The sequence below is a fragment of the Kribbella pratensis genome, from assembly GCF_004365355.1.
Taxonomy (GTDB): Bacteria; Actinomycetota; Actinomycetes; order Propionibacteriales; family Kribbellaceae; genus Kribbella.
This window is the reverse complement of record NZ_SODP01000004.1, coordinates 118558-144083: the sequence shown is the minus strand read 5'-3', so window position 1 is coordinate 144083 and position 25526 is coordinate 118558. Positions and strand designations below refer to the sequence as shown.

The 25526-nt window shown below is 68.3% G+C and carries 27 protein-coding genes; 17 read left to right on the top strand and 10 right to left on the bottom strand.

The features are described 5' to 3' along the window. On the top strand, positions 1-903 hold the full coding sequence (locus tag EV653_RS35030) for a TIGR03560 family F420-dependent LLM class oxidoreductase (RefSeq protein ID WP_134109717.1): 903 nt from the start codon (positions 1-3) through the stop codon (positions 901-903). On the opposite strand, the gene EV653_RS35025 is transcribed toward EV653_RS35030, so the two are convergent. The 4 genes from EV653_RS35025 to EV653_RS35010 all read right to left on the bottom strand — a co-directional run bounded on the left by EV653_RS35025 (position 889) and on the right by EV653_RS35010 (position 4300). Next, the gene (locus tag EV653_RS35025; RefSeq protein WP_134109715.1) at positions 889-1635 is read right to left on the bottom strand and encodes an endonuclease/exonuclease/phosphatase family protein; all 747 of its coding nucleotides are present in this window, start codon (positions 1633-1635) and stop codon (positions 889-891) included. The two genes, EV653_RS35030 and EV653_RS35025, sit on opposite strands and share 15 nt — an antisense overlap. Further along, the gene (gene trpS / locus EV653_RS35020) at positions 1632-2597 is read right to left on the bottom strand and encodes a tryptophan--tRNA ligase (protein ID WP_134109713.1); all 966 of its coding nucleotides are present in this window, start codon (positions 2595-2597) and stop codon (positions 1632-1634) included. Before trpS ends, EV653_RS35025 begins: the two co-directional genes overlap by 4 nt. Before the next feature lie 156 nt (positions 2598-2753). Further along, positions 2754-3506: a hypothetical protein gene (locus tag EV653_RS35015; protein WP_134109711.1), complete on the bottom strand. Its 753-nt coding sequence runs from the start codon at positions 3504-3506 to the stop codon at positions 2754-2756. A gap of 248 nt (positions 3507-3754) precedes the next feature. Then, the gene (locus EV653_RS35010) at positions 3755-4300 is read right to left on the bottom strand and encodes a TetR/AcrR family transcriptional regulator (protein ID WP_134109709.1); all 546 of its coding nucleotides are present in this window, start codon (positions 4298-4300) and stop codon (positions 3755-3757) included. 86 nt (positions 4301-4386) lie between these two features. On the opposite strand from EV653_RS35010, the gene EV653_RS35005 reads away from it, so the two are divergent. The 3 genes from EV653_RS35005 (at position 4387) to EV653_RS34995 (ending at position 6225) form a co-directional block, all read left to right on the top strand. Then, positions 4387-4698 carry a hypothetical protein gene (locus EV653_RS35005; RefSeq protein ID WP_134109707.1) on the top strand — a complete coding sequence of 104 codons (312 nt, stop codon included), beginning with the start codon at positions 4387-4389 and terminating at the stop codon, positions 4696-4698. Between the two features lie 17 nt (positions 4699-4715). Next, positions 4716-5891 (top strand): acetoin utilization protein AcuC, encoded by a 1176-nt coding sequence (locus EV653_RS35000; protein ID WP_134109705.1) that lies wholly within the window; start codon positions 4716-4718, stop codon positions 5889-5891. Between the two features lie 118 nt (positions 5892-6009). After that, positions 6010-6225, top strand: a complete 216-nt coding sequence (locus EV653_RS34995; RefSeq protein WP_012923942.1) for a helix-turn-helix domain-containing protein — start codon at positions 6010-6012, stop codon at positions 6223-6225. Positions 6226-6301: 76 nt separating this feature from the next. On the opposite strand, the gene EV653_RS34990 is transcribed toward EV653_RS34995, so the two are convergent. Beyond that, positions 6302-7153 carry an alpha/beta fold hydrolase gene (locus tag EV653_RS34990; protein WP_238160661.1) on the bottom strand — a complete coding sequence of 284 codons (852 nt, stop codon included), beginning with the start codon at positions 7151-7153 and terminating at the stop codon, positions 6302-6304. Between the two features lie 56 nt (positions 7154-7209). Here EV653_RS34990 and EV653_RS34985 point away from each other — a divergent pair, with 56 nt between their 5' ends. Beyond that, the gene (locus EV653_RS34985) at positions 7210-9006 is read left to right on the top strand and encodes an AfsR/SARP family transcriptional regulator (RefSeq protein ID WP_134109703.1); all 1797 of its coding nucleotides are present in this window, start codon (positions 7210-7212) and stop codon (positions 9004-9006) included. Here the strand turns inward: EV653_RS34985 and EV653_RS34980 are convergent. The 3 genes from EV653_RS34980 to EV653_RS34970 all read right to left on the bottom strand — a co-directional run bounded on the left by EV653_RS34980 (position 9003) and on the right by EV653_RS34970 (position 10461). Next, positions 9003-9218, bottom strand: coding sequence for a hypothetical protein (locus tag EV653_RS34980; protein ID WP_134109701.1), 216 nt, complete (start codon positions 9216-9218; stop codon positions 9003-9005). The genes EV653_RS34985 and EV653_RS34980 overlap by 4 nt on opposite strands. A gap of 66 nt (positions 9219-9284) precedes the next feature. Beyond that, positions 9285-9767: a GNAT family N-acetyltransferase gene (locus EV653_RS34975; RefSeq protein ID WP_134109699.1), complete on the bottom strand. Its 483-nt coding sequence runs from the start codon at positions 9765-9767 to the stop codon at positions 9285-9287. Positions 9768-9798: 31 nt separating this feature from the next. Next, positions 9799-10461, bottom strand: a complete 663-nt coding sequence (locus EV653_RS34970; protein ID WP_134109697.1) for a class I SAM-dependent methyltransferase — start codon at positions 10459-10461, stop codon at positions 9799-9801. 110 nt (positions 10462-10571) lie between these two features. Here EV653_RS34970 and EV653_RS34965 point away from each other — a divergent pair, with 110 nt between their 5' ends. The 3 genes from EV653_RS34965 to EV653_RS34955 are packed head-to-tail and all read left to right on the top strand — an operon-like array spanning position 10572 to position 12888. Further along, positions 10572-10673 (top strand): 30S ribosomal protein bS22, encoded by a 102-nt coding sequence (locus EV653_RS34965; RefSeq protein ID WP_008356322.1) that lies wholly within the window; start codon positions 10572-10574, stop codon positions 10671-10673. Between the two features lie 45 nt (positions 10674-10718). Beyond that, positions 10719-11726 (top strand): NAD-dependent epimerase/dehydratase family protein, encoded by a 1008-nt coding sequence (locus EV653_RS34960; RefSeq protein ID WP_238160660.1) that lies wholly within the window; start codon positions 10719-10721, stop codon positions 11724-11726. Continuing rightward, complete coding sequence (locus tag EV653_RS34955; RefSeq protein WP_134109695.1) at positions 11719-12888, top strand: lysophospholipid acyltransferase family protein; 1170 nt, start codon at positions 11719-11721, stop codon at positions 12886-12888. The genes EV653_RS34960 and EV653_RS34955 overlap by 8 nt, the downstream gene beginning before the upstream one ends. A gap of 71 nt (positions 12889-12959) precedes the next feature. On the opposite strand, the gene EV653_RS42385 is transcribed toward EV653_RS34955, so the two are convergent. Beyond that, positions 12960-13655, bottom strand: a complete 696-nt coding sequence (locus tag EV653_RS42385) for a hypothetical protein (protein ID WP_238160659.1) — start codon at positions 13653-13655, stop codon at positions 12960-12962. 623 nt (positions 13656-14278) lie between these two features. Then, positions 14279-14821: a sigma-70 family RNA polymerase sigma factor gene (locus tag EV653_RS34945; protein ID WP_130384882.1), complete on the bottom strand. Its 543-nt coding sequence runs from the start codon at positions 14819-14821 to the stop codon at positions 14279-14281. A 392-nt stretch (positions 14822-15213) separates the two neighbouring features. On the opposite strand from EV653_RS34945, the gene EV653_RS34940 reads away from it, so the two are divergent. The 9 genes from EV653_RS34940 (at position 15214) to EV653_RS34900 (ending at position 25523) form a co-directional block, all read left to right on the top strand. Then, complete coding sequence (locus EV653_RS34940; protein ID WP_134109693.1) at positions 15214-16662, top strand: class I adenylate-forming enzyme family protein; 1449 nt, start codon at positions 15214-15216, stop codon at positions 16660-16662. After that, complete coding sequence (locus EV653_RS34935; protein ID WP_134109690.1) at positions 16659-16895, top strand: glutaredoxin family protein; 237 nt, start codon at positions 16659-16661, stop codon at positions 16893-16895. The genes EV653_RS34940 and EV653_RS34935 overlap by 4 nt, the downstream gene beginning before the upstream one ends. A 113-nt stretch (positions 16896-17008) precedes the next feature. Then, positions 17009-17764, top strand: coding sequence for a redox-sensing transcriptional repressor Rex (locus EV653_RS34930; RefSeq protein WP_130441960.1), 756 nt, complete (start codon positions 17009-17011; stop codon positions 17762-17764). After that, positions 17761-19083: a glutamyl-tRNA reductase gene (locus tag EV653_RS34925; RefSeq protein WP_134109688.1), complete on the top strand. Its 1323-nt coding sequence runs from the start codon at positions 17761-17763 to the stop codon at positions 19081-19083. The genes EV653_RS34930 and EV653_RS34925 overlap by 4 nt, the downstream gene beginning before the upstream one ends. Continuing rightward, positions 19080-19961, top strand: a complete 882-nt coding sequence (hemC, locus tag EV653_RS34920) for a hydroxymethylbilane synthase (RefSeq protein WP_134109686.1) — start codon at positions 19080-19082, stop codon at positions 19959-19961. The genes EV653_RS34925 and hemC overlap by 4 nt, the downstream gene beginning before the upstream one ends. Then, complete coding sequence (locus EV653_RS34915) at positions 19958-21685, top strand: uroporphyrinogen-III synthase (protein ID WP_134109684.1); 1728 nt, start codon at positions 19958-19960, stop codon at positions 21683-21685. Before hemC ends, EV653_RS34915 begins: the two co-directional genes overlap by 4 nt. A gap of 5 nt (positions 21686-21690) precedes the next feature. Beyond that, positions 21691-22677, top strand: coding sequence for a porphobilinogen synthase (hemB, locus tag EV653_RS34910; protein ID WP_134109682.1), 987 nt, complete (start codon positions 21691-21693; stop codon positions 22675-22677). Between the two features lie 228 nt (positions 22678-22905). After that, positions 22906-25137, top strand: a complete 2232-nt coding sequence (locus EV653_RS34905) for a hypothetical protein (protein ID WP_134109680.1) — start codon at positions 22906-22908, stop codon at positions 25135-25137. A 113-nt stretch (positions 25138-25250) separates the two neighbouring features. Then, positions 25251-25523 (top strand): hypothetical protein, encoded by a 273-nt coding sequence (locus EV653_RS34900; protein ID WP_134109677.1) that lies wholly within the window; start codon positions 25251-25253, stop codon positions 25521-25523. Positions 25524-25526 lie beyond the last annotated feature (3 nt).

The window sequence follows — 25526 nt, the reverse complement described above, 5'->3', positions numbered from 1 at the left end:
ATGGACTTCTCTTTGTGGCCCGCGGCCTCCCGGACCTGGAACGACGTACTCGAAGGAGCGGAGTACGCCGAACGCACCGGCTGGCACGGCGTTTGGATAGCTGATCACTTCATGCAGAACAGCGACGACCTGACCGTGCCGGTCAACGAGTGTCTCGCGCTGCTCGCCGGCATCGTTGCCCGGACCTCCCGTGTGCGGGTCGGGTCGATGGTGCTCGGTAATACCTACCGGCACCCGGCAGTGGTTGCGAATGCGGCCGCGACGATCGACCAGATGGCGAACGGGCGGTTCGTGCTCGGGATCGGCGCGGGGTGGCAGGTCAACGAGCACGAGGTGTACGGGATCGAGCTGCCGCCGATCGGCCCGCGGCTGAAGCGGTTCGAGGAAGCTTGCCAGGTGATCAAGGGCCTGCTGACGCAGGAGCGGACGACGTTCGACGGCATCTACTACCAACTGCAGGATGCACCGTGCGAACCGAAGCCCGCGCACCTTCCGATCCTGATCGGCGCCTCCGGCGAGAAGGTTGCCCTGGGCATCGTTGCGAAGTACGCGGACGAGTGGAACCACTGGGGCCGGCCGGACCTTGCGACCCACAAGGGTGAGGTTTTCGCCGAGCACTGCGAGCGAATCGGCCGCGATCCGAAGACGGTACGGCGGTCGGCGCAGACGTTCCTCGAGGTGATCCAGCCCGGCGACACCGAGGCGGCAGAGCGGAAGGCGCGGCTGGAGGGCAACGGCGCGCACGTGATCATGGGGTCGGCGCAGGAGGTGCTCGACGTGGTCGCGCAGTACCCGGCGGCCGGGATCGACGAGCTGCTGGTGCCGGATGCGTTCCTCGGCGACGGCAACCGGCGTTTCGAGGCGCTCGAGCGCCTGCGCGAAGAGGTGCTAGCCAAGATCTAGCGTCGCGACCACGGGCCAGTGGTCGCTGGGCAGACGCCCGTCGGGGCGGTAGTGCGAGACGGCCGCGTCGGTCACCGTCCACGTCGAGGTGACGAGGATGTGGTCGATGCGGTCGTCGTCCACGGCGCCGGTGAAGTTGTGCCAGCTGCCGCCTGCCGACAGCGGCACGGCGAGGGACAGGCCGGCGTCGACGAGGGACTTGACCGGCGGTGAATCGGGGGTGGCGTTGAGGTCGCCCATCACGATCCACGGCAGCGATCCACTGATCCAGCGGGCGATCAGCCGCGACGACTGCAGCTGCGCGACCTCTCCGGCGTGGTCGTAGTGCGTGTTCACGACGCCGACCGTCGTACCGTTGCGATGCCGCAGCCACACCAGCGTGGCGATCCGGGTCAGGTCGGCGTCCCAGCCGACGGATCCCGGCGTACCCGGGTCGTCGGACAGCCAGCGGGTCTCGTGCTTCTCGATCCGCCAGTCACCGGGCCGGACCAGGACGACGGAATGCTCACCCGCACTCATCCCGTCGTCCCGGCCGGCGCCGACGATCTCGTACTTCGGGAACCGCCAGGCCAGGTACTCGAGCTGGTCGGGCAGCACTTCCTGCAGCCCGACCACGTCCGCGTCCAGCTGCTCGATCGCCGCCACCGCCGCCTTCCGCCGTACCGGCCAGGCGTTGTCGCCGTCGGGTGCGGAGGAGTTGCGGATGTTGAACGTGGCGGCACGAAGCTTCATGGAGCCGATCCTGCCAAACCCATGGCCCGTGTCGCTGCCTGGAGTCGGGGAGTGCTCGCGTCGAGTGCCCGGTCCCGGCCCTGGACGAGCAGGTGCTCGACCGCGCCGGGGTCGGTCGCGAGGCGCGCGTACTCCTTCTGCAACGGGTCGATCACCGCGAGGACGGCGTCGGCGACATCCTGCTTGAGAGCGCCGTACGACGCGTAGGACTTGGCGAGCTCGACCGGATCGCTGTCGGTGCACGCGGCCAGGATGTCCAGCAGGTTGGTGACACCCGGCTTGTTCGCCTCGTCGTGCCGGACCTCGTTCTCGGAGTCCGTCACCGCGCGCATGATCTGCCGGCGGATCACGTCCGGCGGGTCGAGCAGCCGGATCGTGCCGATCGCGTCGTCCGCGGCCGACTTGCTCATCTTCGCGGTCGGATTGGCCAGGTCCTTCACCCGCGTCGCCAGCGCCGCCTTGTTCAGCTGCGGTACGACGAACGTCTCGCCGTACTCGCGGTTGAAGCGGATCGCGATATCCCGCGCGAGCTCGACGTGCTGGTCCTGGTCACCGCCGACCGGGACCCGCTCCGCGCCGTACAGCAGGATGTCCGCGGCCATCAGGCACGGATACGTGAACAGCGACGCCCGCGTCATCGGGCGGTTGCCCTTTTCCTTGTACTGGATCATCCGCGACAGCTCCCCGACGTACGACGTGCACTCGAGCAGGTAGGCGAGCTGGGCATGTGTGGGTACGTCGGACTGCACGAAGACCGTGCCCTCGGGTACGCCGGCCGCGAGCATCAGCGTCGCGAACTCGCGGGTGAGGGCGGCGAGTCTTCGCGGATCGTGCTTGGTCGTCATCGCGTGCAGGTTCGCGACGAAGTAGAAGCCGTCCGGGTCGGTGAACCGGCGCAGCGCGCCGAGGTGGTTGCCAAGCGTCAGCCGGCCGGACGGGGTGATGCCGGAAAGTGAGGTCATGATCGTGCCCTTTCGGTGTGTGGGCCTCACCGAGAAGGGCAGAGAAAAAGGCCGCCTCGGAGAGGCGGCCTTGGTGGCTGCGTGCGAACACGCCGGGTGGACCGCCCTAGGCGGCCCACCACAGCTGCAAGTTCGTGTTCACGTAACGAGCGTACCTCATCGAGCCGTCAGCGACTGGACGATCAACTCGTTGCGGGCGTCCTGACCCAACGGCACCGACGGGTGGACGCCGTCGCGCAGGTAGTTCAGCAGCCGGTACGGCTTGACCCAGAGCCATTCGGCCCAGCGGATGATCCGCAGGTTCGGGTACTTCTCCTGCGCGTCGTACATCTGCATGTTCAGCCACGAGCTGTTGCGCTGGTCCGCGAGCTGCATGGTCGCGTCGACGCTCTTGCGGACGGCCTGGATGTTGACCCAGTACACGATCCGGTTGCGGCCGGCGATGCCCATCGCACGATCGAGCTGGGCAGCGAACTTCGGCGGGTCGAAGATGTCGTTCGACCCGCTCGCCATCAGGATCCGGCGCGGCAGACCGTACGCCGACGCCCACTGCTGCAGCGCGTCGACGGCGCCGGAGGTGGGCCGGCTGGACCAGTTGTTCACGGCCATCTGGCTGCCGTCGCGACCGAGCAGCCGGGTCGCGAGCGACTTGCCGTCCTGGACGGAGATGCTGTCGCCGAACATGTACACGCCGTCGGTCTCGAGGACGCGGTGGATCTGCGTGGTGGTCGAGATGGCCCGGGTGCCGTTCGCCCAGGAGCCGAGCACGCCCGAGCCGTACGGGCCTGTTGACGTGGCAGCGGTTGCAGAGGTTGACGCCGTGGTGGCGGATGCGGTTTCGGTCGAGACGGCCACGGTGACGGCGGCTGCCGCTCCGACTGCGAAGATCTGCCGCCGATTGGGTTTCATTTGCCTCACGGGAGGTACTGTGCGGCCTGCTCCGTGGCACCCGCAAGTCCGAATCTCACTGTCCGCAGTCGGATCACCCCGGAAACGGGGCGGAAACGGCCCGGTCCGGCGCCTGTTCAGGCGTAGGTCTGCAGGAACCTGCAAATTCTGTAACGCTTTGCAGTCCGCCGCCGATGAATCGACTGTTGGACCACAGACGGGCCGGCGCGACTGGGAGGGGTGTTGCGCCGACCCGTCTTTTCCTTGTCTCAGGCGCCCGTCGTCAGCTCCTCGATGAGCGGGCCGACGACCGCGATCAATTCCTCCGGTGACGCGTCCAATCCGTCCAGCCGGACCAGGTGGCGACTGATCACCAGCCCGAGCGTCAACGCTCCGATCACCCCGGACCGCAGTACGGCGTCGTCCCCCGGCAAGTGCGCCGCGACCTGCCGCTGCTGCGAGGTCATCGCCGCGCGCACCTCCTCGGCGGCCTCGGGATAGCTGAACATCGCCCGTAGAGCGGCGAGGGCAGCCGCGGGCTCGTCGGCCAGCTTGTCGGTCAGTGCCGCGGTGAGCTGCTGGGCGATCTGCTTCGGCGAACCCTCGATCGGCCCGTCCGCGGGGATCGCGGCCGCCTGCGCGAACAGCTTCTCCTTCGATCCGAAGTACCGCATCACCAGGCCGGGATCGCTGCCGGCTTCGGTGGCGATCGCGCGGATCGTCGTCCGGTCGAAGCCGTGCTCGCCGAACAGCCGGCGTGCGGCGGTCAGGATCCGCGCCTCGGTCCGCTGCCGCTGTTCCACCCTGGTGGCCATGAGCTTCAGTCTACGCACGTTGACTCAATGGCGTTCTGCGGTCTACCGTTCAGTCAACACTTGTAGACTGAATCGAGGCTGTTCCGATGATCCAGGCGATCGTGCTGGCCTTCCTGGCCGGACTGATGGGCTTCAACGGCATACCCCATTTCGTGCAGGGCATCACCGGCCGCGAGTTCCCGAACCTGACCGGGAACTCGGCCACCAACAACGCGATCGGCGGCCTGGCGGCCTTTGCGATCGCAGGGTCACTGCTCGCGTTGGCTGATGTGGCTGACCATGTGTGGGTGTCGCTGATTGCCGGAGCTGTCGGTGCTGTGGTGATGACCGTCTTCCATGCCCGGCGAGGCGCTTACTGGATGAGCGCCAGGTTCGGGAAGGCGCTTCCTGGCGCGTGAAGGTTAAGGTCAGGTGCATGAGCGGTGAGGCGTTGCTGGTCTTCGACGACGGATTGACGGCGTACGACTTCGGCCGTGGGCACCCGATGAGTCCGATCCGCGTGGAGCTGACGATCAAGCTCGCGCGGGCGCTCGGCGTACTCGACGACTTGAAGGTCGTGCCCGCGCCGACGGCCGACGATGCGCTGCTCGAGACCGTGCACACCCCGGAGTACGTCGCCGCGGTGAAGAGCGCGGGGGAGCACCCCGACGAGGCCGATCCAGTGCACGGCCTCGGCACCTCCGACACGTACTGCTTCCCGGGGATGCACGAGGTCTCGGCGCAGATCGTCGGCGCTTCGGTCGAGGCGGCGCGCGCGGTCTGGGAGGGCGACGTACTGCATGCCGCGAACATCGCCGGCGGTCTGCACCACGCGATGCCCAACCAGGCCAGCGGCTTCTGCGTGTACAACGACCCGGCGATCGCGATCCAGTGGCTGCTCGACCACGGCGCCGAGCGGGTGGCGTACGTCGACGTCGACGTGCACCACGGGGACGGCGTACAGGCCGTGTTCTACAACGATCCGCGAGTGCTGACCGTGAGCTTGCACGAGTCGCCGACCACGCTCTTCCCGGGTACTGGGAGTGCGGGTGAGACGGGTGGGCCGGGCGCCGAGGGGTCGGCGGTCAATGTTGCGCTGCCGCCCGGCACTGGGGATGCGGGCTGGTTGCGGGCGTTCCACGCTGTCGTGCCGGATGTGGTGAAGGCGTTCCGGCCGCAGGTGCTCGTCACGCAGCACGGGTGTGACTCGCATGTGGAGGATCCGCTGGCGCACCTGACGAAGACGATCGACGGGCAGCGGGCGGCGTACGCGGCCCTGCACGACCTTGCACATGAGGTGGCGGACGGTAAGTGGGTCGCTACCGGTGGCGGTGGCTACGCGATCATCGACGTCGTACCGCGGGCCTGGACGCATCTGCTGGCGATCGTCGCGGGCAACCCGATCGACCCGCTGACGGCGGTGCCGGAGGGGTGGCGCGAGGAGATCCAGATCCGCTTCGGCCGGGTCGCCCCGATGCGGATGACCGACGGGCAGGACGCGAAGTACGTCGACTGGTCGTCCGGCTACAACCCGAACACCTGGCTCGACCGCGCGATCAAGGCGACACGCGACGCGAGCTTCCCTTTGTTAGGTCTTGATTCAACATACTGAGTCACAGGAGTCCCCCTCTTTCCCATTCGTACCAACAGCCACTACGCTCGTTGCATGCACGGACGGAGGTGCCGGAGGGGAAGCCGGCGCACGATCCGTGCTGGAAGTGCGGTGCGCAATGGCATCAAAGAAGTCCGGTGGTGAGCAGCCGCTCGCCGAGGTGAAGTTCCTGACCGTGGCGGAAGTCGCCACGGCCATGCGCGTGTCCAAGATGACGGTGTACCGGTTGGTGCACTCCGGAGAGCTCCCCGCGGTGCGGGTAGGTCGTTCGTTCCGGGTGTCGGAGGACGCCGTGCACGACTACCTCAAAGGCGCCTTCTTCCAAGCCGGATAACAACGAGAGACGAAGGGGCCGGATCCACCTCTGGACCGGCCCCTTCGTCATGCCCGCGACCGGAAGAACACATACGTCAGCGCTGGAGGAGTGCGCGGATCGCGGCACTGATCTCGTCCGGCGCTTCCTCTGCCATGAAATGACCGGCGGTGGTGGTCTGGTGGTGGAGGTCGGTCGCCCAGGCCTTCCAGCGGGCGGCCGCGTCGAAGCCGAGGGCGGCGCCCCAGTCCTGCTGGATCACCGTGACCGGCATCCGCAGCTTGTTGCCCTGAGCAAGGTCTTCCTCGTCGTGTGTCACGTCGATCGTCGCCGAGGCCCGGTAGTCCGCGACGATCGACGGCACCGCGCGCCTGCAGGCTGCCAGGTAAGCGGCACGTACGTCGGCCGGGATCGCGGCCGGATCGTTTGCCCATAGGTCCAGGAAGTACCCGAAGAACTCGTCGGAGCTCGCGGCGATCATCCGTTCCGGCAACCCGGCCGGCTGCGCCATCAGGTAGAGATGGAACCCCACCGCCGCGCTCGTCCCTTGCATCACCTCCCACATGTCGAGCGTCGGCAACACGTCCAAGCACATCAGGTGCGAGACCACCTCCGGATGATCGAGCCCGGCCCGGGACGCCACCAACGCACCCCGGTCATGCCCTACCAGTGCAAACCGTGAATGCCCGAGCTCCCGGGCCACCGCGACGACATCCGCCGCCATCGCCCGCTTCGAGTAGTCCCCGTCCGGCTTGTCACTCCCGCCGTACCCCCGAAGGTCCGGACAGATCACGGTGTACTCCGCCGCCAACTCCCGCCCGACATGCCGCCACATCAGATGCGTCTGCGGAAACCCATGAAGCAGTACCACCGGCGTGCCGGTACCGGCGACCGCAACGTTGAAGGTCAGGCCGTTCGCGTGGACCTGGTGATAGTCGAATTCGTTCACGCCGATCAGCCTGGCGGATGCAGATGAGCGTTCGATGAGCACGCTACGGTGGCTGGGTGGAGTTCGGGGTGCTCGGGCCGGTGGTGGCCTGGGACGGGGAGCCGGTTGATCTGAAGGGGCCGCGGCACCGGGCGGTGCTCGCTCGGTTGATCGTGGCGCGAGGGCGGGTCGTGCCGGCGAGTGTGCTCGTGGATGACTTGTGGGTGGATCCGCCGCCGGGGTCGTTGAGTGCGTTGCGGACGTTCGTGGCTGCGCTTCGGCGGGCGATCGAGCCGGATCGGCAACCGCGGACACCAGCCAGGTTGCTGGTGACCGAAGGGCCTGGCTATGCGTTGCGGACCGAGGCGGTGGATGCCTGGCGGTTCGAAGCGGCTGTGCAGGCGTCGTTGCCGCCGGGGGAGTTGTTGCTGAAACTGCTTGCGGGGCTGGACTTGTGGCGCGGTCCGGCGTACACGGAGTATGCGGATGAAGGGTGGGCGCTGGCCGAGCGTTCGCGGCTGACCGAGTTGCGGCTGCGGGCGATGGAGCGGGTAGGTGAGGCACGGCTGGCGTTGGGGCTGGCGGGGGAGGCTGTGCCGGACCTTGATGCGCACGTGACCGAGCACCCGTGGCGTGAGGACGCGTGGCGGTTGCTGGCGTTGGCCTTGTATCGCAGCGAGCGGCAAGGCGACGCTCTCGCCGTACTGCGTCGCGCTCGCGAGACTCTGGTCGGTCAGCTTGGCGTCGATCCTGGTCCGGCGCTCAGCCAGCTGGAGACCGACATACTCAACCGGGCCGCGCATCTCACGCCTGCCGGGAGCGTGTGGGCGGAGACGGCCGCGGCGTACGACCGCGTGGTCGGCGGGACACGTGCCCGGATCGAGTCGACGGTCGGGCTGCTGCGCAATCTCGCGGTCACCGGCGGCGGTGGGCTGGAGACGGCTCGTCGACACCGCTTGGCTGCCATCACAGCCGCCGAGGAGCTGGCCGACCCTGATCTGACAGCGCGTGTCATCGGCGCGTACGACGTACCGGCGATCTGGACGCGCTCCGACGACGAGACGCAGGCCGCGGCGATCGTCGCTGCGGCCGAACGGGTCCTGCCGGCGCAGGAGCACCCGAGCATCCGCGCTCGGCTCCTCGCCACGATCGCACTCGAATCGCGCGGGTCGCGATCATCGCGTCCTCGCGAGGCAGCGCTCGAGGCCGAGGAGCTCGCGCGCGGGCTGGACGATCCAGCGCTGCTGGCGTTCACGCTGAACGGCGTCTTCATGCAGACCTTCCATCGAGCCGGGCTCGCTCCCGAACGCGACGCCATCGGCGCCGAGCTCGTCAGCCTCTCGCAACGCCACGATCTCTTTACCTATGAGGTTCTCGGCCATCTGATCCGGCTCCAGTCCGCCTGTGCGCGGGCCGACCACGCGGCGGCCGACGAACATGCCACAGCCGCAGACGCGCTGGCCGCTCGTCACGAACTCCCGCTCGTGGGCGTCTTCACCCGCTGGTACGCCGCCCTTCGCGACGACACTCCCGAGTCCTACCGCGCCGCCGCTGCCCTGTTGAACGGGGCCGGCATGCCCGGTCTGAGTGACGGTCTGCTCCCGCTGGCGTTGGCCGCGCACGCCATCCGTCACGACCAGCCGATCCCCGAGGCGGACTACGGGCCACACACCCCGTGGGTGAAGGGCTCGCTGACTCCACCGCCTGGGCTCCTACTGGAGACCTACTGGGCGCTGACCGCACATGCGGCCCGGCACTCAGGCGACGGTCAGCTGCTCGAGAAAGCGCAGGCAGCGCTGGCACCAGCCGCAGACGAGCACGCGGCCGGCAGCGGTCTGCTCACGCTAGGCCCGATAGCGGACTTCCTGCGCTAAAGATCGTCCGGCGATCCGCTCTCGGACTTCCGGTCGGCCTGCTGCCGCAACTCGTGGTGCGACTGATGCGCGGTCGTCCGATAGGCCTCGTCGTACGCCGCGAGCGCGCCGGCCACCCCGGACCCGTGCCCGCGCCGCTTCGCCCAGGAAGCGAACCAGGCCAGCCCCGCGAGCACCACCACGAGCCCGGCGATAAAGACGACGTACGCCATGCGACCACCGTACTGCGCATTGCCAGCGGGCTCCCAGGTCGCCCCAGTGGCAGTCCGCAAGGCTGCCTAGAGGTCGAGACTCCAGTCGTTGCAGCGCATCCAGTGTCCTTTCGGGTACTCGAAGTCGCGCTCACCGAGCAAGGTGAATCCAGCCTTCCGGCACAACGCATTGGACGCCCCGTTCGCCACCCCCGGGTAGGCGTGCAGCGTCCGATGCGTGCCGGCCGCAGCAGCAACCTTCGCTACCTCGTTCACCGCCGCCGTCGCGAGTCCCCGCCCCTGGAACTCGGGCAGGATCGCCCACCCCGTTTCCCAGACGGTCTCGCTGCCCTCACTGTGCTCCCAGTACCCGACCGACCCGGCCCGCTCACCCTCCGCGGTGACGATCACGAACATCTGGCCGACAAAGTCGTTCGCGACGTACTTCTGGTGCCGGTCCCGCAGCTTCTCCGACGTCTCCGGGCCGCCCAGGTATGCCGTCATTTCGGCCGTATTGCACCGCTCGAGCAGGGAGAAATCCAGCTCAGTCCAAGGATCCAGAGTCACCATGCGTGCAGTACATCAAGCCCCACCGACATCATCACTCCGGGCGGCGGGCGCGGAAGGCCAGGGCGTGTGGGATGTCGGGGCCGGCCGGTTCCTCGAAGCGCTCGACGGTCAGGCCGGATGTGATGATCGCGTTCAGGTACTCGGCCAGTGGGACGTGGCGCATTCCGATCCGGCGACGGATGCCTTCCGCGCTCCACCATGGGGACTCGTGGTGCCAGCCGGACTGCCGGTACGTGGGGTAGGCGGTCCGTCGGCCGTCCTCCTCGTAGAGGACATGCGGTCCGTTGAAGCAGGGGTGTACGCCGTACGCGACCAGCACCCCGCCCGGGCGCAGCACTCGCGCCGCCTCGAGCAGGACCGCGTTGAAGTCGTCCACGTCCGTCGAGATCCACATTGAGATCGCGGTGTCGAACGACGTGTCGGCGAACGGAAGCGCGGCGGCGTCTCCATGCACGAGAGGACCGTCGGTGCGGGTCCGGGCGCGCTGCAACTGATCCGTGGAGTAGTCGATGCCGACCGGTATGCGGCCGCTGGCCCGGATGGTCTCGAAGTTCCGCCCGGTGCCGCAGCCGATGTCCAGACAGGGGCCTGAACCGGTCCCGAGCAGGTCCAGGATCCCCGGCTGATGTGTCTCCGCGTCGACCACGAACCGCTCGTCGTACCACTCCGCCAGACCGTCGTACCGAGCCCTCACAACAACCTCCCCAGGTCACGTCAAGTTTAGTGGAGGAGGCTGCTTTAGGTTGCGGGAGTGACCTACAGGTAAGCTTTGCCGACGTTCTCTTTGAGTTTGGATGGTCAGACGTGGGTTCCGTAATCAAGAAGCGCCGCAAGCGTATGGCGAAGAAGAAGCACCGCAAGCTGCTGAAGAAGACGCGGGTTCAGCGCCGCAAGCTCGGCAAGTAGCCGGCAGGTACTGTTCGCCGCGCCCGGTCCGGCTGGGGGTAGCTCGTGGCACAGGTAGTGATGGTGACCGGCGTCTCGCGGGACGCCGGTGCTCGCTGTGCCCGAAGGCTGGCCGACGACCCGGCGATCGGTACCGTGCTCGGGGTCGACGTGGTCCCGCCGCGGGCCGAGCTCGGCCGGGTCCGGTTCGTCCGGGCCGATATCCGCAACCCCGTGATCGCCAAGGTGATCGCGGCCGAAGGCGTGGATACGGTCGTCCACACGGGCGTCGTGGCGACCCCCGGCAGTGCCGGCGGCCGTTCGTCGATGAAGGAGATCAACGTCATCGGCACCATGCAGCTGCTCGCCGCCTGCCAGAAGGCGTCCGGCGTGGCCAAGCTGGTGGTCAAGTCCTCGACGACCGTGTACGGCGCCGGTCCGCGCGATCCGGCCATGTTCACCGAGGAGATGGCGCCGCGGGCGATCCATCACCACGGGCTGAGCAAGGACGCGGTCGAGGTCGAGGGCTACGTGCGCGGGTTCGCCCGGCGCCGCCCCGACGTCTGCGTCACCACGCTCCGGATGGCGAACTGGATCGGCCCGAAGACCGATTCCCCGATGACGCGGTACTTCGCTCTCCCGGTGGTCCCGACCGTCTTCGGGTACGACGCCCGCCTGCAGTTCCTGCACGAGGACGACGGCGTCGAGGCGATCCAGCGCGCGACCGTCAACGACCTTCCCGGGACTTTCAACCTGGCCGGCGACGGCATCATCTCGCTGTCCCAGGCGATCCGCCGGCTCGGCCGCCCGACGGTGCGGCTGCCGTCGTTCACCGCGTCCAGCACGGCCGCTGCCGTCCGGCGGGCCCGGCTCGCGGACTTCTCGCCGGACCAGATCACCTTTCTCACGTTCGGACGCGGCGTGGACACGACCCGGATGCGGACCGAGTTCGGGTTCGAGCCGAAGTACACGACCGCGGAGGCGTTCGACGACTTCAGGTCCTCGCTCGGGGTCGGCGCGATGACGCGGGTCGCCGGGCTGCTCGGCGCGGGGCTGGGAGCGTTGCGTGGCTGACGCGGATGTGATCCCGATCGGCTCCGGCGGCCGGCCCGGCCGCGGGAGCGGACGCCGTACGACGCCGTCCGCCGCCGCGCGCGCACTCGCCGGACGAGGCGGTCAGAAGAAGAACAGCCGCGCCCGATCCGGACCTGACGGCAAGCGCACCGACTCGGACACCGCGGCCGGCGGTCCGGTGAGCGGACAGGGGGTAGCTGCGCAAGAGCCCCGGGTGGGCGAGACGGCAGGGGCCTTGCCTGACGTCGACGGGCCTGACCTGTCCGGGTTGGATCTCGGCGGGCTGGACTTCGGCCGGCTGGAGCGGGTGGTGCGGGAGCTGTTCGGCGAGGACGGCGAGCGCCGGGTCGCCGAGTGGCTGGCGTTCCTGCGCCGGCGGCTGAGCGGTGACTACGAGCTCGACGAGTTCGGGTACGACTCCGACCTGACCGACCAGGTGCTGCTGCCGATGCTGCGCCCGATGGTGGAGAAGTGGTTCCGTGTCGAGGTGCGCGGCATCGAGAACATTCCCACCGACGGTAGCGCGCTGATCGTCGCGAACCACTCCGGCACGATGCCGATCGACGGACTGGTGACCCAGGTCGTCGTCGCAGACCACACCGGCCGGCCGCTGCGCACGCTGGCGGCGGACCTGGTGTTCCAGACGCCGTTCGTCGGCGAGCTGTCCCGCAAGGGCGGCGCGACCCTGGCGAACAACGACGACGCCGAACGCCTGCTCCGCCAGGGCAACCTGGTCGGCGTCTGGCCGGAAGGATTCAAGGGTCTCGGCAAGCCGTTCGCCGAGCGGTACAAGCTGCAGCGCTTCGGGCGCGGCGGGTTCGTCAGCGCCGCGATGCGGACCGGCGTACCGATCGTCCCGTGCTCGATCGTCGGCGCCGAGGAGATCTATCCGCTGGTCGGCAACATCGCCTCGCTGGCCCGCCTGCTCGGCGTCCCGTACATCCCGATCACGCCGTTCTTCCCGCTGCTCGGACCGCTCGGGCTGATCCCGCTGCCGTCCAAGTGGCTGATCGAGTTCGGTGAGCCGATCCGCACCGACGAGTTCGCCGACGGCGCCCCCGACGACCCGATGCTGGTCTTCAACGTCACCGACCAGGTCCGCGAGACCATCCAGCAGACCCTCTACACCCTGCTGATGCAACGCCGCAGCATCTTCTTCTGACCGGAGCAACGACCGGAGCAACGAAGAAGCCCGGCACACCATCGGTGTGCCGGGCTTCTCTACGTCGTGCTCTACTTCCAGGGCGGGAGCAAAGTGTTGATGATCCCTGGAAGATCGATCAGTGGTGCGGTCGGGAACGGCCACGGCCAGGCCGGCGTGGTCGGAGTCAGCGAAGGCAGCACGGTGGGCGTCGCAGTCGGCGAGTTTGACGACGATGTCTTCGGTGGCGTCTTCAGGGCCGTCGGAGGCGGTTCCGTGGACTCCTCGACGATCGTGGTGTTCGGGATCTTGGTGGGCGACGTGCTCGGCTGGAGCGTGGTCGACGCACCGGGTGTCGGAATCGTCGAGGACGCCTTGGTGCTTGTCCCCGGCTTGGCCGGATCACTCGGCTCACCGTTGCCGGGAGTCGTCCGGTTCGGCTTGCTGGTGGTGGTGCCGCCGGTGGTGGCCGACTTCGGCGCCGCGCACTTCGGGCAGGCCGCCGTCGTGTGCTGCGCCAGCTGCTCGATCGTCGCCAGCGCCTCCACTCCGGACTTCAGCGACTCCGGCGGGAGTTTGGGCGCGAGCCCCACAAGAGCCTGGCGGGCGCTGGTGATGAAGGCCGTGATCGCGCTGATCGAACTCTCGTCGCCGTCCTGCTGGTACGACGCGACCAATCGGGACACGCCCTTGCGGGACTGCGCCGAGAAGTCGTCCAGGGTCGCGTTGATCGTGCCCACCGAGCCGCCGTTGTCGGCGAGCTGGCGGACTTCGGACAGTCGGGTCATCGCGTGCTCGAGGTCGCGCCGGCCGCGTGAGTCGTCCCCCGACGCTCACATTGGTCGACACGTTCTCGATGCTGCGCTTCATCCCGTACAAGGTGTCGCCGGGCATGGCCTGCTGGGCGGCGGCGGCAGAACCGATGCCACCTCCGAGCAGGACGAGCGCGGCGGTACTGGCCACGAGCCGGATCCTCCGGCCCTGTCGGCGGCGAATAGCTGTCACGGACGCGCCAACGTCCTCGCGACCCGGCGGGTCGTCCGAGCTGTCCGGTGCGCTGCGCACCATCATCGGAGTCGCAGTGGTCGCCGCGCGCGCCGCCGCCTGCTCCAGCAGACGGTGCCGCAACTCGGCGCTGAACTCCGGTCGCGGTGCAACTGCGCCGGCGGTCCTCAGCCGTCCGACCAGCTCCACAGCTTCCAGCAACTCGGGGTCTTCGCTCAGTCGCGCGGAGTGACGGGGCCCGTGATCGACGGCGTGCGCGAATGACTCCGCGCGCGCTCGAGCCCTGTGTAGGTCACTCATGATGTTCGTTCTCCTCAATGGCCAGTCGGGGTCACCGACAGGTCCTCATGAAGAGGAACGAGGAAACTCGCTGACGGGTTACGAAAGACATTCGTTGTCATCCGCCTCACCTCAAGTCCTTGGGGATAACCTTCGCCAAGTGCCTCACGGCCCTCAGTTGCAGTTGCTTGACGGCGCCCTCCGACTTCTCGAGCGCCTTGGCCGTTTCCGCGATCGACAGGCCGGCGAAGAACCGCATCGTCAGGCAGTCGCGCTGCTCGTCCGGCAGACCCGCGACCGCGTCCCGCAGTACCTCGGCGGTCGCGGCGGCGAGCACATCGATCTCCGGACCCTCGGTCTGCCGGTCGTGGGTCTCGATCTCGTCGGTGACCACTTCCAGCCGGACCCGGCCGGACTTGTAGTGGTCGGTGATCAGGTTCCGGGCGATCGTCACCAGCCAGGCGCCGAAGTCCCGGCCCTGCCAGCGGAACGAGTCCAGCGCGCGCAGCGCCCGGACGAACGTCTCGCTGGTCAGGTCCTCTGCGAGTGCCGACGAGGACACCCGCGCGTAGATGTAGCGATAGACGGTGAGCGAGTACTCGTCGTACAGCTCCCCGAAGGCACCGACGTCCCCGGCCTGGGCGCGATCGACGAGCTCTGCACGTCTCATCCCGTCCGGGCTTGGCTCCGGCGTGGTCAAGTTTTCTCCCCGTTCAACTGACACGTCTTCTGACACATCCGCGAATGGCCACAGTGGCTGAACCGCACCGAGCGTCGCCGCTCGGACACATACTGTCAACAGCCTGAGGCGTGCCGCCTTCCGTCCGGTCTGGTCGTCACGAATGCGCCAGCGGACTGCGTCCGCACGCGGAGCAGCCTGCTGTCGGGGAGGGTGGAGCATCGCGCATGAGGTTCCCCGCGCGGCCGGGTTTCTGCAGTGTGAGGTTCGACAGAAGCGCGCCCGCGAAGTCACCTGTATATCGGTGGTCACGCTCTGCTGCAACCGTTCTGGGCAAGCCGGTTGAAAGTCCGTGGCCCCCGTGGCCGTGACAGACTCGCCTGGTGAACGTGAATTTCGCGGACATTCTTCGTGACACAGCGCAACGGCACGGCGAGCGTCCCGCGCTGGTCGACGGGGACCGCCGGCTGACCTGGAGCCAGGTCGACGAGGCCGTCGACCGGACCGCTCAGGGACTTGCCGCGGCCGGCCTCGTGCCCGGGGCCCGGGTCCTGCTCCTGGTTGCCAACAGCATCGAGTTCGTCACGTCCTACCTGGGCATTCTCCGCGCCGGACTGGTCGCAGTGCCGCTGAACACCGGGCTCACCAAGCCCGAGATCGCGACCGTCGCGGCGCACTCAGGAGCTCGGCTGGCGATCGCCGGGCCGGGCCTGGCGGACCGGATCGAGGGCGTCCGGACAGTGGTGCCGGGCCAGCTCGAAGGTGACGCTCCGTTACCGTTGGCAGTCGATCCGGAGGCGCTCGCGGTTCTGCTGTACACGGCCGGAACCAGTGGGGACCCGCGTGCCGCGATGCTCACCCATCGAGCACTTTCCGCCAATGTGCAGAACCTCACCGAGCTCGGGGAGGACCGGATGGGGCCCGAGGACGTGGTTCTCGGGGTCCTGCCGATGTTCCACGCCTTCGGCTTGAACGCCGTCCTGGGCTGGGCCGTCGCGACCGGTGCGGCGCTGATCGTCGAGCAGCGGTTGGACCCCGAGGAGACCCTCGGCCTGGTCGGCAAGTACGGCGTGACGCGGCTGCCGCTCGCACCGCCGGCGCTGCACACCCTCCTGGGGCGAGCCGATCTGCGCGAGGCTCTGAGGTCGGTCAAGGTCGTGCTGACCGGCGCGTCCACGCTCGATCGCACGCTCGCGGACCGCTTCGAGCAGGTCAGCGGCCACTTCGTGCACCAGGGGTACGGCCTGACAGAAGCGTCCCCGGGTGTCACCACGACTCTGGGGGAGTCCGAGCCGAAGCCCGGCTCCGTCGGCCGCCCGCTGCCGAACGTCGAGCTCCGGATCGCCGACGAGCAGGGCGAGGACGTCGAGGGCGACGATCCGGGCGAGATCCTGATCCGCGGCGGCAACTTGTTCTCCGGGTACTGGCCGGACGGTGTGGACGGTCCGGATGCGGAGGGCTGGTACCGGACCGGCGACGTCGGGTTCCTGGACGCGGACGGCGACCTGTTCCTGGTCGACCGGCTGCGCGAGCTGATCATCGTGTCCGGCTTCAACGTGTTCCCGAGTGAGATCGAGGACGTGCTGGTCGCTGCTCCCGGCGTGAGCGAGGCGGCGGTCATCGGGATGCCGTCCGAGGAGACCGGCGAGGCGGTCAAGGCATTCGTCGTACCGCAGGCAGACACCACGGTGGATGTCGGGGCGGTCCGGGAGTACGCCGAGGGCCGGCTCGCCCGGTTCAAGTCCCCGGTGGAGATCGAGGTGGTGGATCAACTCCCGCACTCGGTCACGGGCAAGGTCGCCAAGGGGCGGCTACGGCAGGGCAGCCGATGAGCCGCGTCGTGATGTACGGGAAGCCCGGCTGTCACCTGTGCGACGACGCCCGGGAGATCATCCGCTCGGTCTGCGGCGAGCTGGGGGTGGAGTGGAGCGAGGTCGACATCACCCAGGATGACCAGCTGTTCACGCAGTACGGCGAACAGATCCCGGTCACCTTCGTCGACGGGAAGCAGCACGACTTCTGGCGGGTGGACCCCGCGAGGCTCAGGAAGGCCTTGACAAACTAGGGGGTGTCTTGCAGGTCACCCTCGCCGATTTTGTTCTCACGTTCACAAGCTCCTAGAGTAAGAACCGCCGCCGGCCGTCAGACCGCGGTGAACCAACCGCTCCCAGGAGAATTGTGACGCGTGCCAGCAGCCGTCGCCCCGGCCCGCCGACGAGAACCGAACGCGGCATCCCCGAGGCGACTGTCGCGCGCTTGCCGGTCTACCTGCGGGCCCTGACCGCGCTCTCGGACAACGGCATCGCGACCGCGTCGAGCGAGGATCTGGCGACCGCGGCCGGGGTGAACTCCGCCAAGCTCCGCAAGGACCTGTCCTACCTGGGCTCCTACGGCACCCGCGGCGTCGGGTACGACGTCGAGTACCTGCGCTACCAGATCGCCCGCGAGATCGGCGTCACTCAGGACTGGGCCGTGGTCATCGTCGGGATCGGAAACCTGGGCCACGCGCTGGCGAACTACTCCGGCTTCGGCACCCGCGGCTTCCGGATCGTGGCCCTGCTGGACGCCGACCCGAAGCTGGTCGGCGAGCGGATCGGCGACATGGAGGTCCGCGACTTCGCCGAGCTCGAGGACATCGTCGAGCGCGACCGGGTCTCGATCGGCGTGATCACCACGCCCGCCGGTCCGGCCCAGGAGGTCTGCGACCGGCTGGTCGCCGCCGGCGTGACCAGCATCCTGAACTTCGCGCCCGTGGTGCTGTCCGTGCCCGACGGCGTCGACATCCGCAAGGTGGACCTCTCGATCGAGTTGCAGATCCTGGCGTACCACGAACAACGAAAGTCCGGAGAGGCGGCGCTCCCCCAGGTGCCCGAACTACCAGCGATGAACGGTCTCAGTGATCTTCCGAGTGTCGGAGGAGGTGTCGGCGCATGAGTTACCTGGTCGTCGGCATCAGTCACCGTTCCGCTGACATCAACGTCCTCGAGCGGGTGGCGCTCGACGCGGACGCGGCGACCAAGCTGGCCCTGGCCGTCAAGCACACCCCGGCCGTTGCCGAGTCGGCAGTCCTTGCCACGTGCAACCGAACCGAGGTCTACGCGACCGTCGACCGGTTCCACGCGGGGATGGACGAGGTCACCGCGATCCTGTCCGACGTCACCGGCGTGCCGCTGCTGGATCTGGCCGAGCACCTCTACGTGCACTTCGAGGAGGGCTCGGTCGCGCACCTGTTCCAGGTCGCGGTCGGGCTGGACTCGATGGTCGTCGGCGAGAGCCAGATCCTCGGCCAGGTGAAGGAGACGCTGCGCGTCGGCCAGGACCTGGAGACCATCGGCACCGAGCTGAATGCCCTGTTCCAGCACGCGTTGCGGGTCGGCAAGCGGGCCCGGACCGAGACTGGCATCGACTCCGCCGGCCGTTCGGTCGTCTCGGCCGGCCTGGAGGCGGTCGGTGGTTTCGAAGGCCGCCGCGCACTGATCGTCGGCGCCGGTTCGATGGCCTCGCTGGCCGCACAGACCTTGATCAACGGTGGCGCCAAGAGCGTGACCATTGCCAACCGCAACTATGACCGCGCGGTCGCGCTGACCGATCGCATCGGCGGTACGCCGATCCACCTGGCCGACGTGCCGGACGCGTTGCGCGACGCCGACCTGATCGTGTCGTGCACCGGCGCGCGTGGCGTCGTACTGACCGAGGAGATGATCCGGAACGCGTCGGACGGGCGGCCGCTCGGCGTACTCGACGTCGCCCTGCCGCGCGACGTCGCGCCCGAGGCGGCGCGGATCCCCGGCGTCACGCTGGTGACTCTCGCCGACCTCGCCGGTACGGCGGGCGGCAGCGAAGCCGACATCGACGAGGTACGGCGGATCGTCGGCGAGGAGACCGGTGCGTTCGAGGCGACCCGGCGGGCCGCATCGGTCGCGCCGACCGTGGTCGCGCTGCGGACGATGGCGACCGAGCTGGTCGACTCCGAGCTGGCCCGGCTGGAGCGCCGGCTGCCGGGCCTCGACGAGCAGCAGCGGCACGAGGTCACGCGGACCATCCGCCGCGTCGTCGACAAGTTGCTGCACAACCCGACGGTCCGCGTGAAGGAGCTCGGGGGAGACCCGGGCGGACCGACGTACGCCGATGCGCTGCGGGAGCTGTTCGCGCTCGACCAGGCAACAGTGGACGCGGTGACGGCGGTCAAGTCTCCCGAGGACACCAGCAAGACGCCCGCGGACGCCCGCAACGCTGGAGGTGAGCAGGCATGATCCGGCTCGGCACCCGTCGATCCGCGCTCGCGACCGCGCAGTCGACCCTCGTCGCCAACGAGTTGCGGGCGCTCGGCCACGAGGTCGAGCTCGTGCTGATCACGACCACCGGCGACGTGAACCGTGCCCCGGTCGAGCAGATCGGCGGCACCGGCATCTTCGTCAGCGCACTGCGCGACGCCTTGCTGGCTGACGAGATCGACATCGCTGTGCACTCGCTGAAGGACCTGCCGACCGCGCCGGTCGACGGTCTGGTGCTCGGTGCCATCCCGCTCCGCGAGGACCCCCGCGACGTACTCATTGCGCGTGACGGTCTGACGCTCGGCGAGCTGCCGCGCGGCTCGGTCATCGGCACCGGGGCCGCCCGTCGCGTCGCGCAGATCGACGCGCTCGGCCTGGGGGTCGAGTGCACCGGAGTCCGCGGCAACGTGGACACCCGGATCTCGCTGGTCACCGACGGCAAGGTCGACGCGGTGATCGTCGCGCGCGCCGGGGTGTCCCGGCTGGGACGGTTGTCCGAGGTCACCGAGACGCTGGACCCGATCCAGATGCTGCCCGCGCCCGGGCAGGGCGCGCTGGCGATCGAGTGCCGGGCGGACAACACCGAGGTGCTGGCCGCGCTGGCCCACCTCGAGGACCCGGCCACCCGCGCGGCGGTGACGGCGGAACGGCAACTGCTGGCCACGCTCGAGGCAGGGTGCACGGCTCCGGTCGGCGCGCTCGCCGAGGTGGTCGAGGGTGAGGACGGCCCCGAGCTGTGGCTGCGGGGCGCGCTCGGCCAGGACGACGGCGTACGCCGGCTCTCCGCGAACGGGCCGGTGGACGACCCGGTGTCTCTCGGCAAGGCGCTGGCGAACGAACTGCTGGAGCGAACATGACACCGGCACAGGGCACTACGACGGCGGCCCACAAGACGGCCCACAAGACGAGCAGGAAAACGACGAGGGCGAAGGCAGACGTGAGCGCGAAGACAGCGGCCACCGCGGCACCTCAGAAGGCTGCGACCAGTACCGTCAAGCAGACCAGACCACTCGGCCACGTGACATTCGTCGGCGTCGGCCCCGGTGACCCCGCACTGCTGACGCTGGCCGGCCGTGACGTGCTCGCCAACGCCGACGCGGTCGTTGTCGAGGGCCCCGAACACGACGCGTTCCTGACCTACTGCAAGGCAGGGGTCGAGGTCGTCGACGGCTCCGGCGCCGAGGGCAGCCGGGCGCTGCGGATCGCGGCCCGGGCGCGGCTCGTGGTGAAGACCGCCAAGACCGCCGCGAACGTCGTACGCCTGCTGAGCGGCGACCCGTTCACCTTCTCCAGCGGCGCCGAGGAGGCCGCCGCCTGCAAGAAGGCGGGCATCGGGTTCAACGTCGTCCCGGGTGTGAGCGAGGTGAGCGCGGTCCCGACCTACGCCGGGATCCCGTTGACGATGAAGGGCGACCGCGAGGTCACCGTCGTCGACCTGGCCGAGAACAAGCTCGACCTGACCCGGCTGCAGCCGAAGCAGACGCTGGTCCTGCTGAACGCCACGGAGACGTTGAAGGAGACCGTTGCCGCGCTCGTCGAGGCCGGCTTCGACGCTTCGACCCCGGTCGCGGCGACGGTCGGTGGTACGACGACCGCGCAGATGAGCGTCGTCGGCACGCTGGAGACGATCGTCACCGACCTGCGCGCCGCGAAGGTGACCGGCGAGGCCGTCATCGTCGTCGGCAGCGTGGTCGAGCAGCGCGAGGCGCTGTCCTGGTTCGAGACCAAGCCGCTGTTCGGCTGGCGGATCCTGGTCCCGCGGACCAAGGACCAGGCCGGCCCGCTGATGGACCGGCTTCGCCGGTACGGTGCGATGCCGGAAGAGGTCCCGACCATCTCGGTCGAGCCGCCGCGCAACCCGCAGCAGATGGACAAGGCGATCCGCGGTCTGGTCGAGGGACGCTACGAGTGGGTCGCGTTCACCTCGGTCAACGCGGTGAAGGCGGTCCGGGAGAAGTTCGACGAGTACGGGCTGGACGCGCGGGCGTTCTCCGGGCTGAAGATCGCGGCGGTCGGCGACAAGACCGCCGAGGCGATCGGTGCCTGGGGCATCCGTCCCGACCTGGTTCCGAGCGGTGAGCAGAGCGCCGCCGGGCTGGTCGAGGACTGGCCGCCGTTCGACGAGGTGCTCGACCCGATCAACCGGGTCTTCCTGCCGCGCGCGGACATCGCCACCGAGACACTCGTTGCCGGGCTCACCGATCTCGGCTGGGAGGTCGACGACGTCACGGCGTACCGGACCGTGCGCGCCGCGCCGCCGCCCGCGCCGACCCGCGAGGCGATCAAGTCGGGCAAGTTCGACGCGGTCGTGTTCACCTCGTCCTCGACCGTGCGGAACCTGGTCGGCATCGCCGGCAAGCCGCACGCGTCGACGGTGATCGCGGTGATCGGCCCGGCCACACTGAAGACCGCCGAGGAGCACGGCCTGCGCGTCGACGCGATGGCCGAGTCGCCGTCGGTCGAGGAGCTGGCCGACGCCCTGGCCCGGTTCGGTGCGGATCGGCGTGACACCATGGTGGAGGCCGGTGAGCCGGTCACCCGTCCGTCCGAGCGCCGCTCGGGATCTCGTCGGAAGAGCTGAGTTTCATGCCTGGTGGTTTCCCGGAGGTCAGGCCGCGGCGGCTTCGGTCGTCGGCGGCGGTACGTCGACTGGTCGCGGAGACCGTCATCGAGCCGCGGCAGCTGATCCTGCCGATGTTCGTCCGGGAGGACGCCCGGGAGCCGATCCCGATCAGGTCGATGCCGGGCGTCGTACAGCACACCCGGGACACGGCCCGGAAGGCGGTCGCCGAAGCGGCGTCTCTCGGTCTCGGCGGGGTGATGCTGTTCGGCGTACCTTCGGTGAAGGACGAGGTTGGCTCTGGCGCCTTGGATCCGGCCGGGATCTTGAATGTCGCGATCGCCGATGCTGTTGCTGAGGCGGGTGACTCGCTGCTGGTGATGTCGGACCTTTGCCTGGACGAGTTCACGTCGCACGGGCATTGCGGCGTACTCGATTCTTCCGGCCGCGTGGACAACGACGCGACGCTGTCGATCTATGCCGAGATGGGCGTCGCGCAGGCTTCCGCGGGCGCGCACGTCGTCGGTCCGTCCGGGATGATGGACGGCCAGGTCGGCGTCGTACGTAAAGCGCTCGATGCGGCCGGCTTCATCGACACCGTGATCCTCGCGTACGCCGTGAAGTACGCGTCGGCGTTCTTCGGCCCGTTCCGCGAGGCGGTCGACTCGTCGCTCACCGGCGACCGGAAGACGTACCAGCAGGACAACGCCAACGCCCGCGACGCCATCCGCGAGGTCGACCTCGACATCGCCGAAGGCGCCGACATCGTCATGGTCAAACCGGCCCTCGCGTACCTCGACATCATCCGCCAGGTCCGCGACCACGTGAACCTCCCCGTTGCCGCGTACAACATCTCCGGCGAATACGCCATGGTCGAAGCCGCCGCCGCCAACGGCTGGATCAACCGCGAAGCCGCCATCCTGGAAACCCTCACCTCCATCCGCCGAGCCGGCGCCGACACCATCCTCACCTACTGGGCAGCCGAAGCCGCCCACCTCCTGAACCACAGGTGATCTGGAGCGGGTGCTACGCCCGCTCCCTCCACCCTCCGCTGGTGAAGAATGGACGGAGCTGTAAGCAACGTCTGTCCGAGGGAGATTGCCTTGCCGCTCAGTTCTCGACGTCGGCTTGCAGAGGCGGGGCTGTCCGGGGCGGCGCGCCGGGGTGTAGTGCTCGACTGTGATGGGACGGACATCGCTGCCAGGGGCATTCGGTCAGTGGTGGTTGACCGAGCCGACGAGGTGAGTAGGTTCGGGCTTCGTATCAGCAACGCGCGGATTACCGGTCAGCTGGATCTCAGTGCTTGCCGGATCGACTTCCCGATCCACTTCGAGGACTGCGAGTTCGTGGAGCCCGTTCTGCTCGAGGGCAGTGTCGTCCACTCGTTGGCGATTGTCGGTACTTCGTCGCCGGATGGGGACGCGCTGAGGTCGTCCGTCCCCGGCATCCTCGCCAACGGGATGCGCGTCGAACGGGACCTCGTACTGTCGCGCACGTTGATCACCGGGGCGCACCAGACCACCTCGTCATTGAGCCGAACCGCCGCGGTCTGGCTGACGGAGGCCGAAATAGCCGGACGCTTGATCGCTGTCGACACCACGATCGACACCACCGCGGATCGTGCGATCCAGGCTGACAGGTGTCAGGTGACCGGCGACATCCGGCTCATCCAGGGCTTCCGCGCCAAGGGCGAGATCAGGCTCATCGGGGCTCAACTCGGCGGATCCTTGGATCTTGCCGGGTGCGAGCTGGTACCTCGCAACGGACGAGCCATCGATCTCGCGGACGCGACTGTCGGAGGCAGCCTGTTCATCACCGACAGCCCTCGGCATCGGCCCGTGATTCGCGGCCGCCTGGAGATGGGCCGCACCTCGGTCAATGGCAGGGTTCTCATCCGGAAGGCAAGGCTGGAGGCCCCGGAGCCCGGCGTCGGCAGACACTTGTACAACGCCAAGGATCCTGCGCAACGACTGGCCTTGCTGGCGCAGGGCGCGACGATTCGTGGGGAGCTCACCATGAGCGAAGGCACGTCCATGGTCGGCGGAGCGACGTTTGCAGGAGCGACCATCGACGGTGGGCTACTGATCGATGGCATCTCGATCGAGAACGGGTTCGATGTCGCATTGGATCTCACTCATGCGCACATAGGTACGACGGTTTCTGCCGTCCAGGCTGATATCCAGGGCAGCGTCGATCTCGACGGCGCCGAGGTGGCCGGGCCTCTAGACGTGCGAAGGGCAGCACTGAGCAGACCGGCGCATCGCTACTGCCTGACGGCCGTCACGGCCGTGATCCACGGCGACGTCCGGCTGGTCGACGCCACGATCGGAGACTCCTATCCGGCGGCGACCACTGGTGCAAGCGGCGGACTGAGTTTCCGAGGGGCCGAGATTCGCGGCATGTTCGACGCCGAACGGGCGCAGATCCTGAGTCCTGGCGATGCCTCGATCAATCTTCATCAGGCGCAGCTGGCCGGCAACATCCGACTCTGCAGCGGGTTTCGATCGGTGGGCGTTGTGATGCTGAACCGAGCCCAGGTCGAAGGCCGGCTGCACTGTGATGACGGTAGCTTCGAGTGGCGGCGACGAGAAGACGGTGATCCGCGACCGACCAGACTCAACGAACGAGAGTCTGCCTTCGAGGCGATCTCGAGCACCGTCCGCGGCGGCATCGGCCTTGGCTGGAACATCGAGGGCGCGGTCGACTTCAGCGATGCACACACGTCGTACCTGGCGGATCGACCCGAACGGGACTGGCCTTCGCGACGGAGCTATCTGACCGGCTTCACGTACGAGCGGTATGCAGAAACGTCCATGCACGGCTCCGGAGAATGGGGTTGGAAGACCCGTACGCGATGGCTTCGGCACTGCGACCCCGCCGACAGCGGCGACCCGGGCGACCCTGGGCCGTGGGAACAAGCTGCACGAACCCTCAAGCGCCACGGCGATTCTGAAGGTTCCGAAGAAGTGCTCATGGCGTATCTGCGGACCAAGCGGCAGCGGCGGGCCGGATGGGCCAGGTTCGGTGTTGTTCGCGGCTGGGATCGAGTCGTCAATGACTGGTTCCGTGGATACGGCTATCGGCCACTTCGGGCTCTCATTCCGCTTGTTCTGCTGGTGGTCGCAGTTGCTGCCCCGTTGTTGCCCGCCGACTCGAACCGGGTGATGCGCGCAGCGGACCCGTCGGGCATCGTCTACACACCACAGGGCGAACTGAGCCAGCTCGAGTCCGGTCGGACGCCGCAGAACGCTTGTGGCAAAGGCAAGGTGCGCTGCTTCAACCCGTGGCTGTACGCCGTCGACACCGTCGTACCGATCGTCGACCTGAAACAACGCAGCACCTGGGCCCCAAGCACAGACGCGGGCGGAGGCTGGATGCTCGCCTGGGTGAACGCGGCCACCCTCATCGGCTGGGCAATCTCCAGCCTCCTCGTCGTAGGCCTCGCGCGAGCAGGAAGCCGCGCTCTCAACTGACCACTAGCGTGGCACTATGAGGTGTGCACATCTATAGAAAGGCCGATGCCGCGTAGGCGCCCGGCTCAGCTTCGTGCGCTGACCTTCCCGGCCTGTCGCCGCACGGTCGGCTGGTGATCGCACGGCTGGAGAACACCCGCCTGCAGTCTGGTCAGGTGCTGGAGGCGATCCGGCACTGGGAGCGGTTCGTCCGTGATCCCGCTCATCGCCTGTACGACCCGCGCTACACGGGGTGCGGCATCTGGGAATGCTGTCCGCCGATGGTCGAGGTCCAGGCGATCCTGCACATCGTCGTACACAACCTTCCCCGCCGAGACTCCCGCCGCCTCCAGGCCCAACTCGACCGAATCAACGAATGCTGGCGATGGCGCCCGCCGTACGCGTGAGAT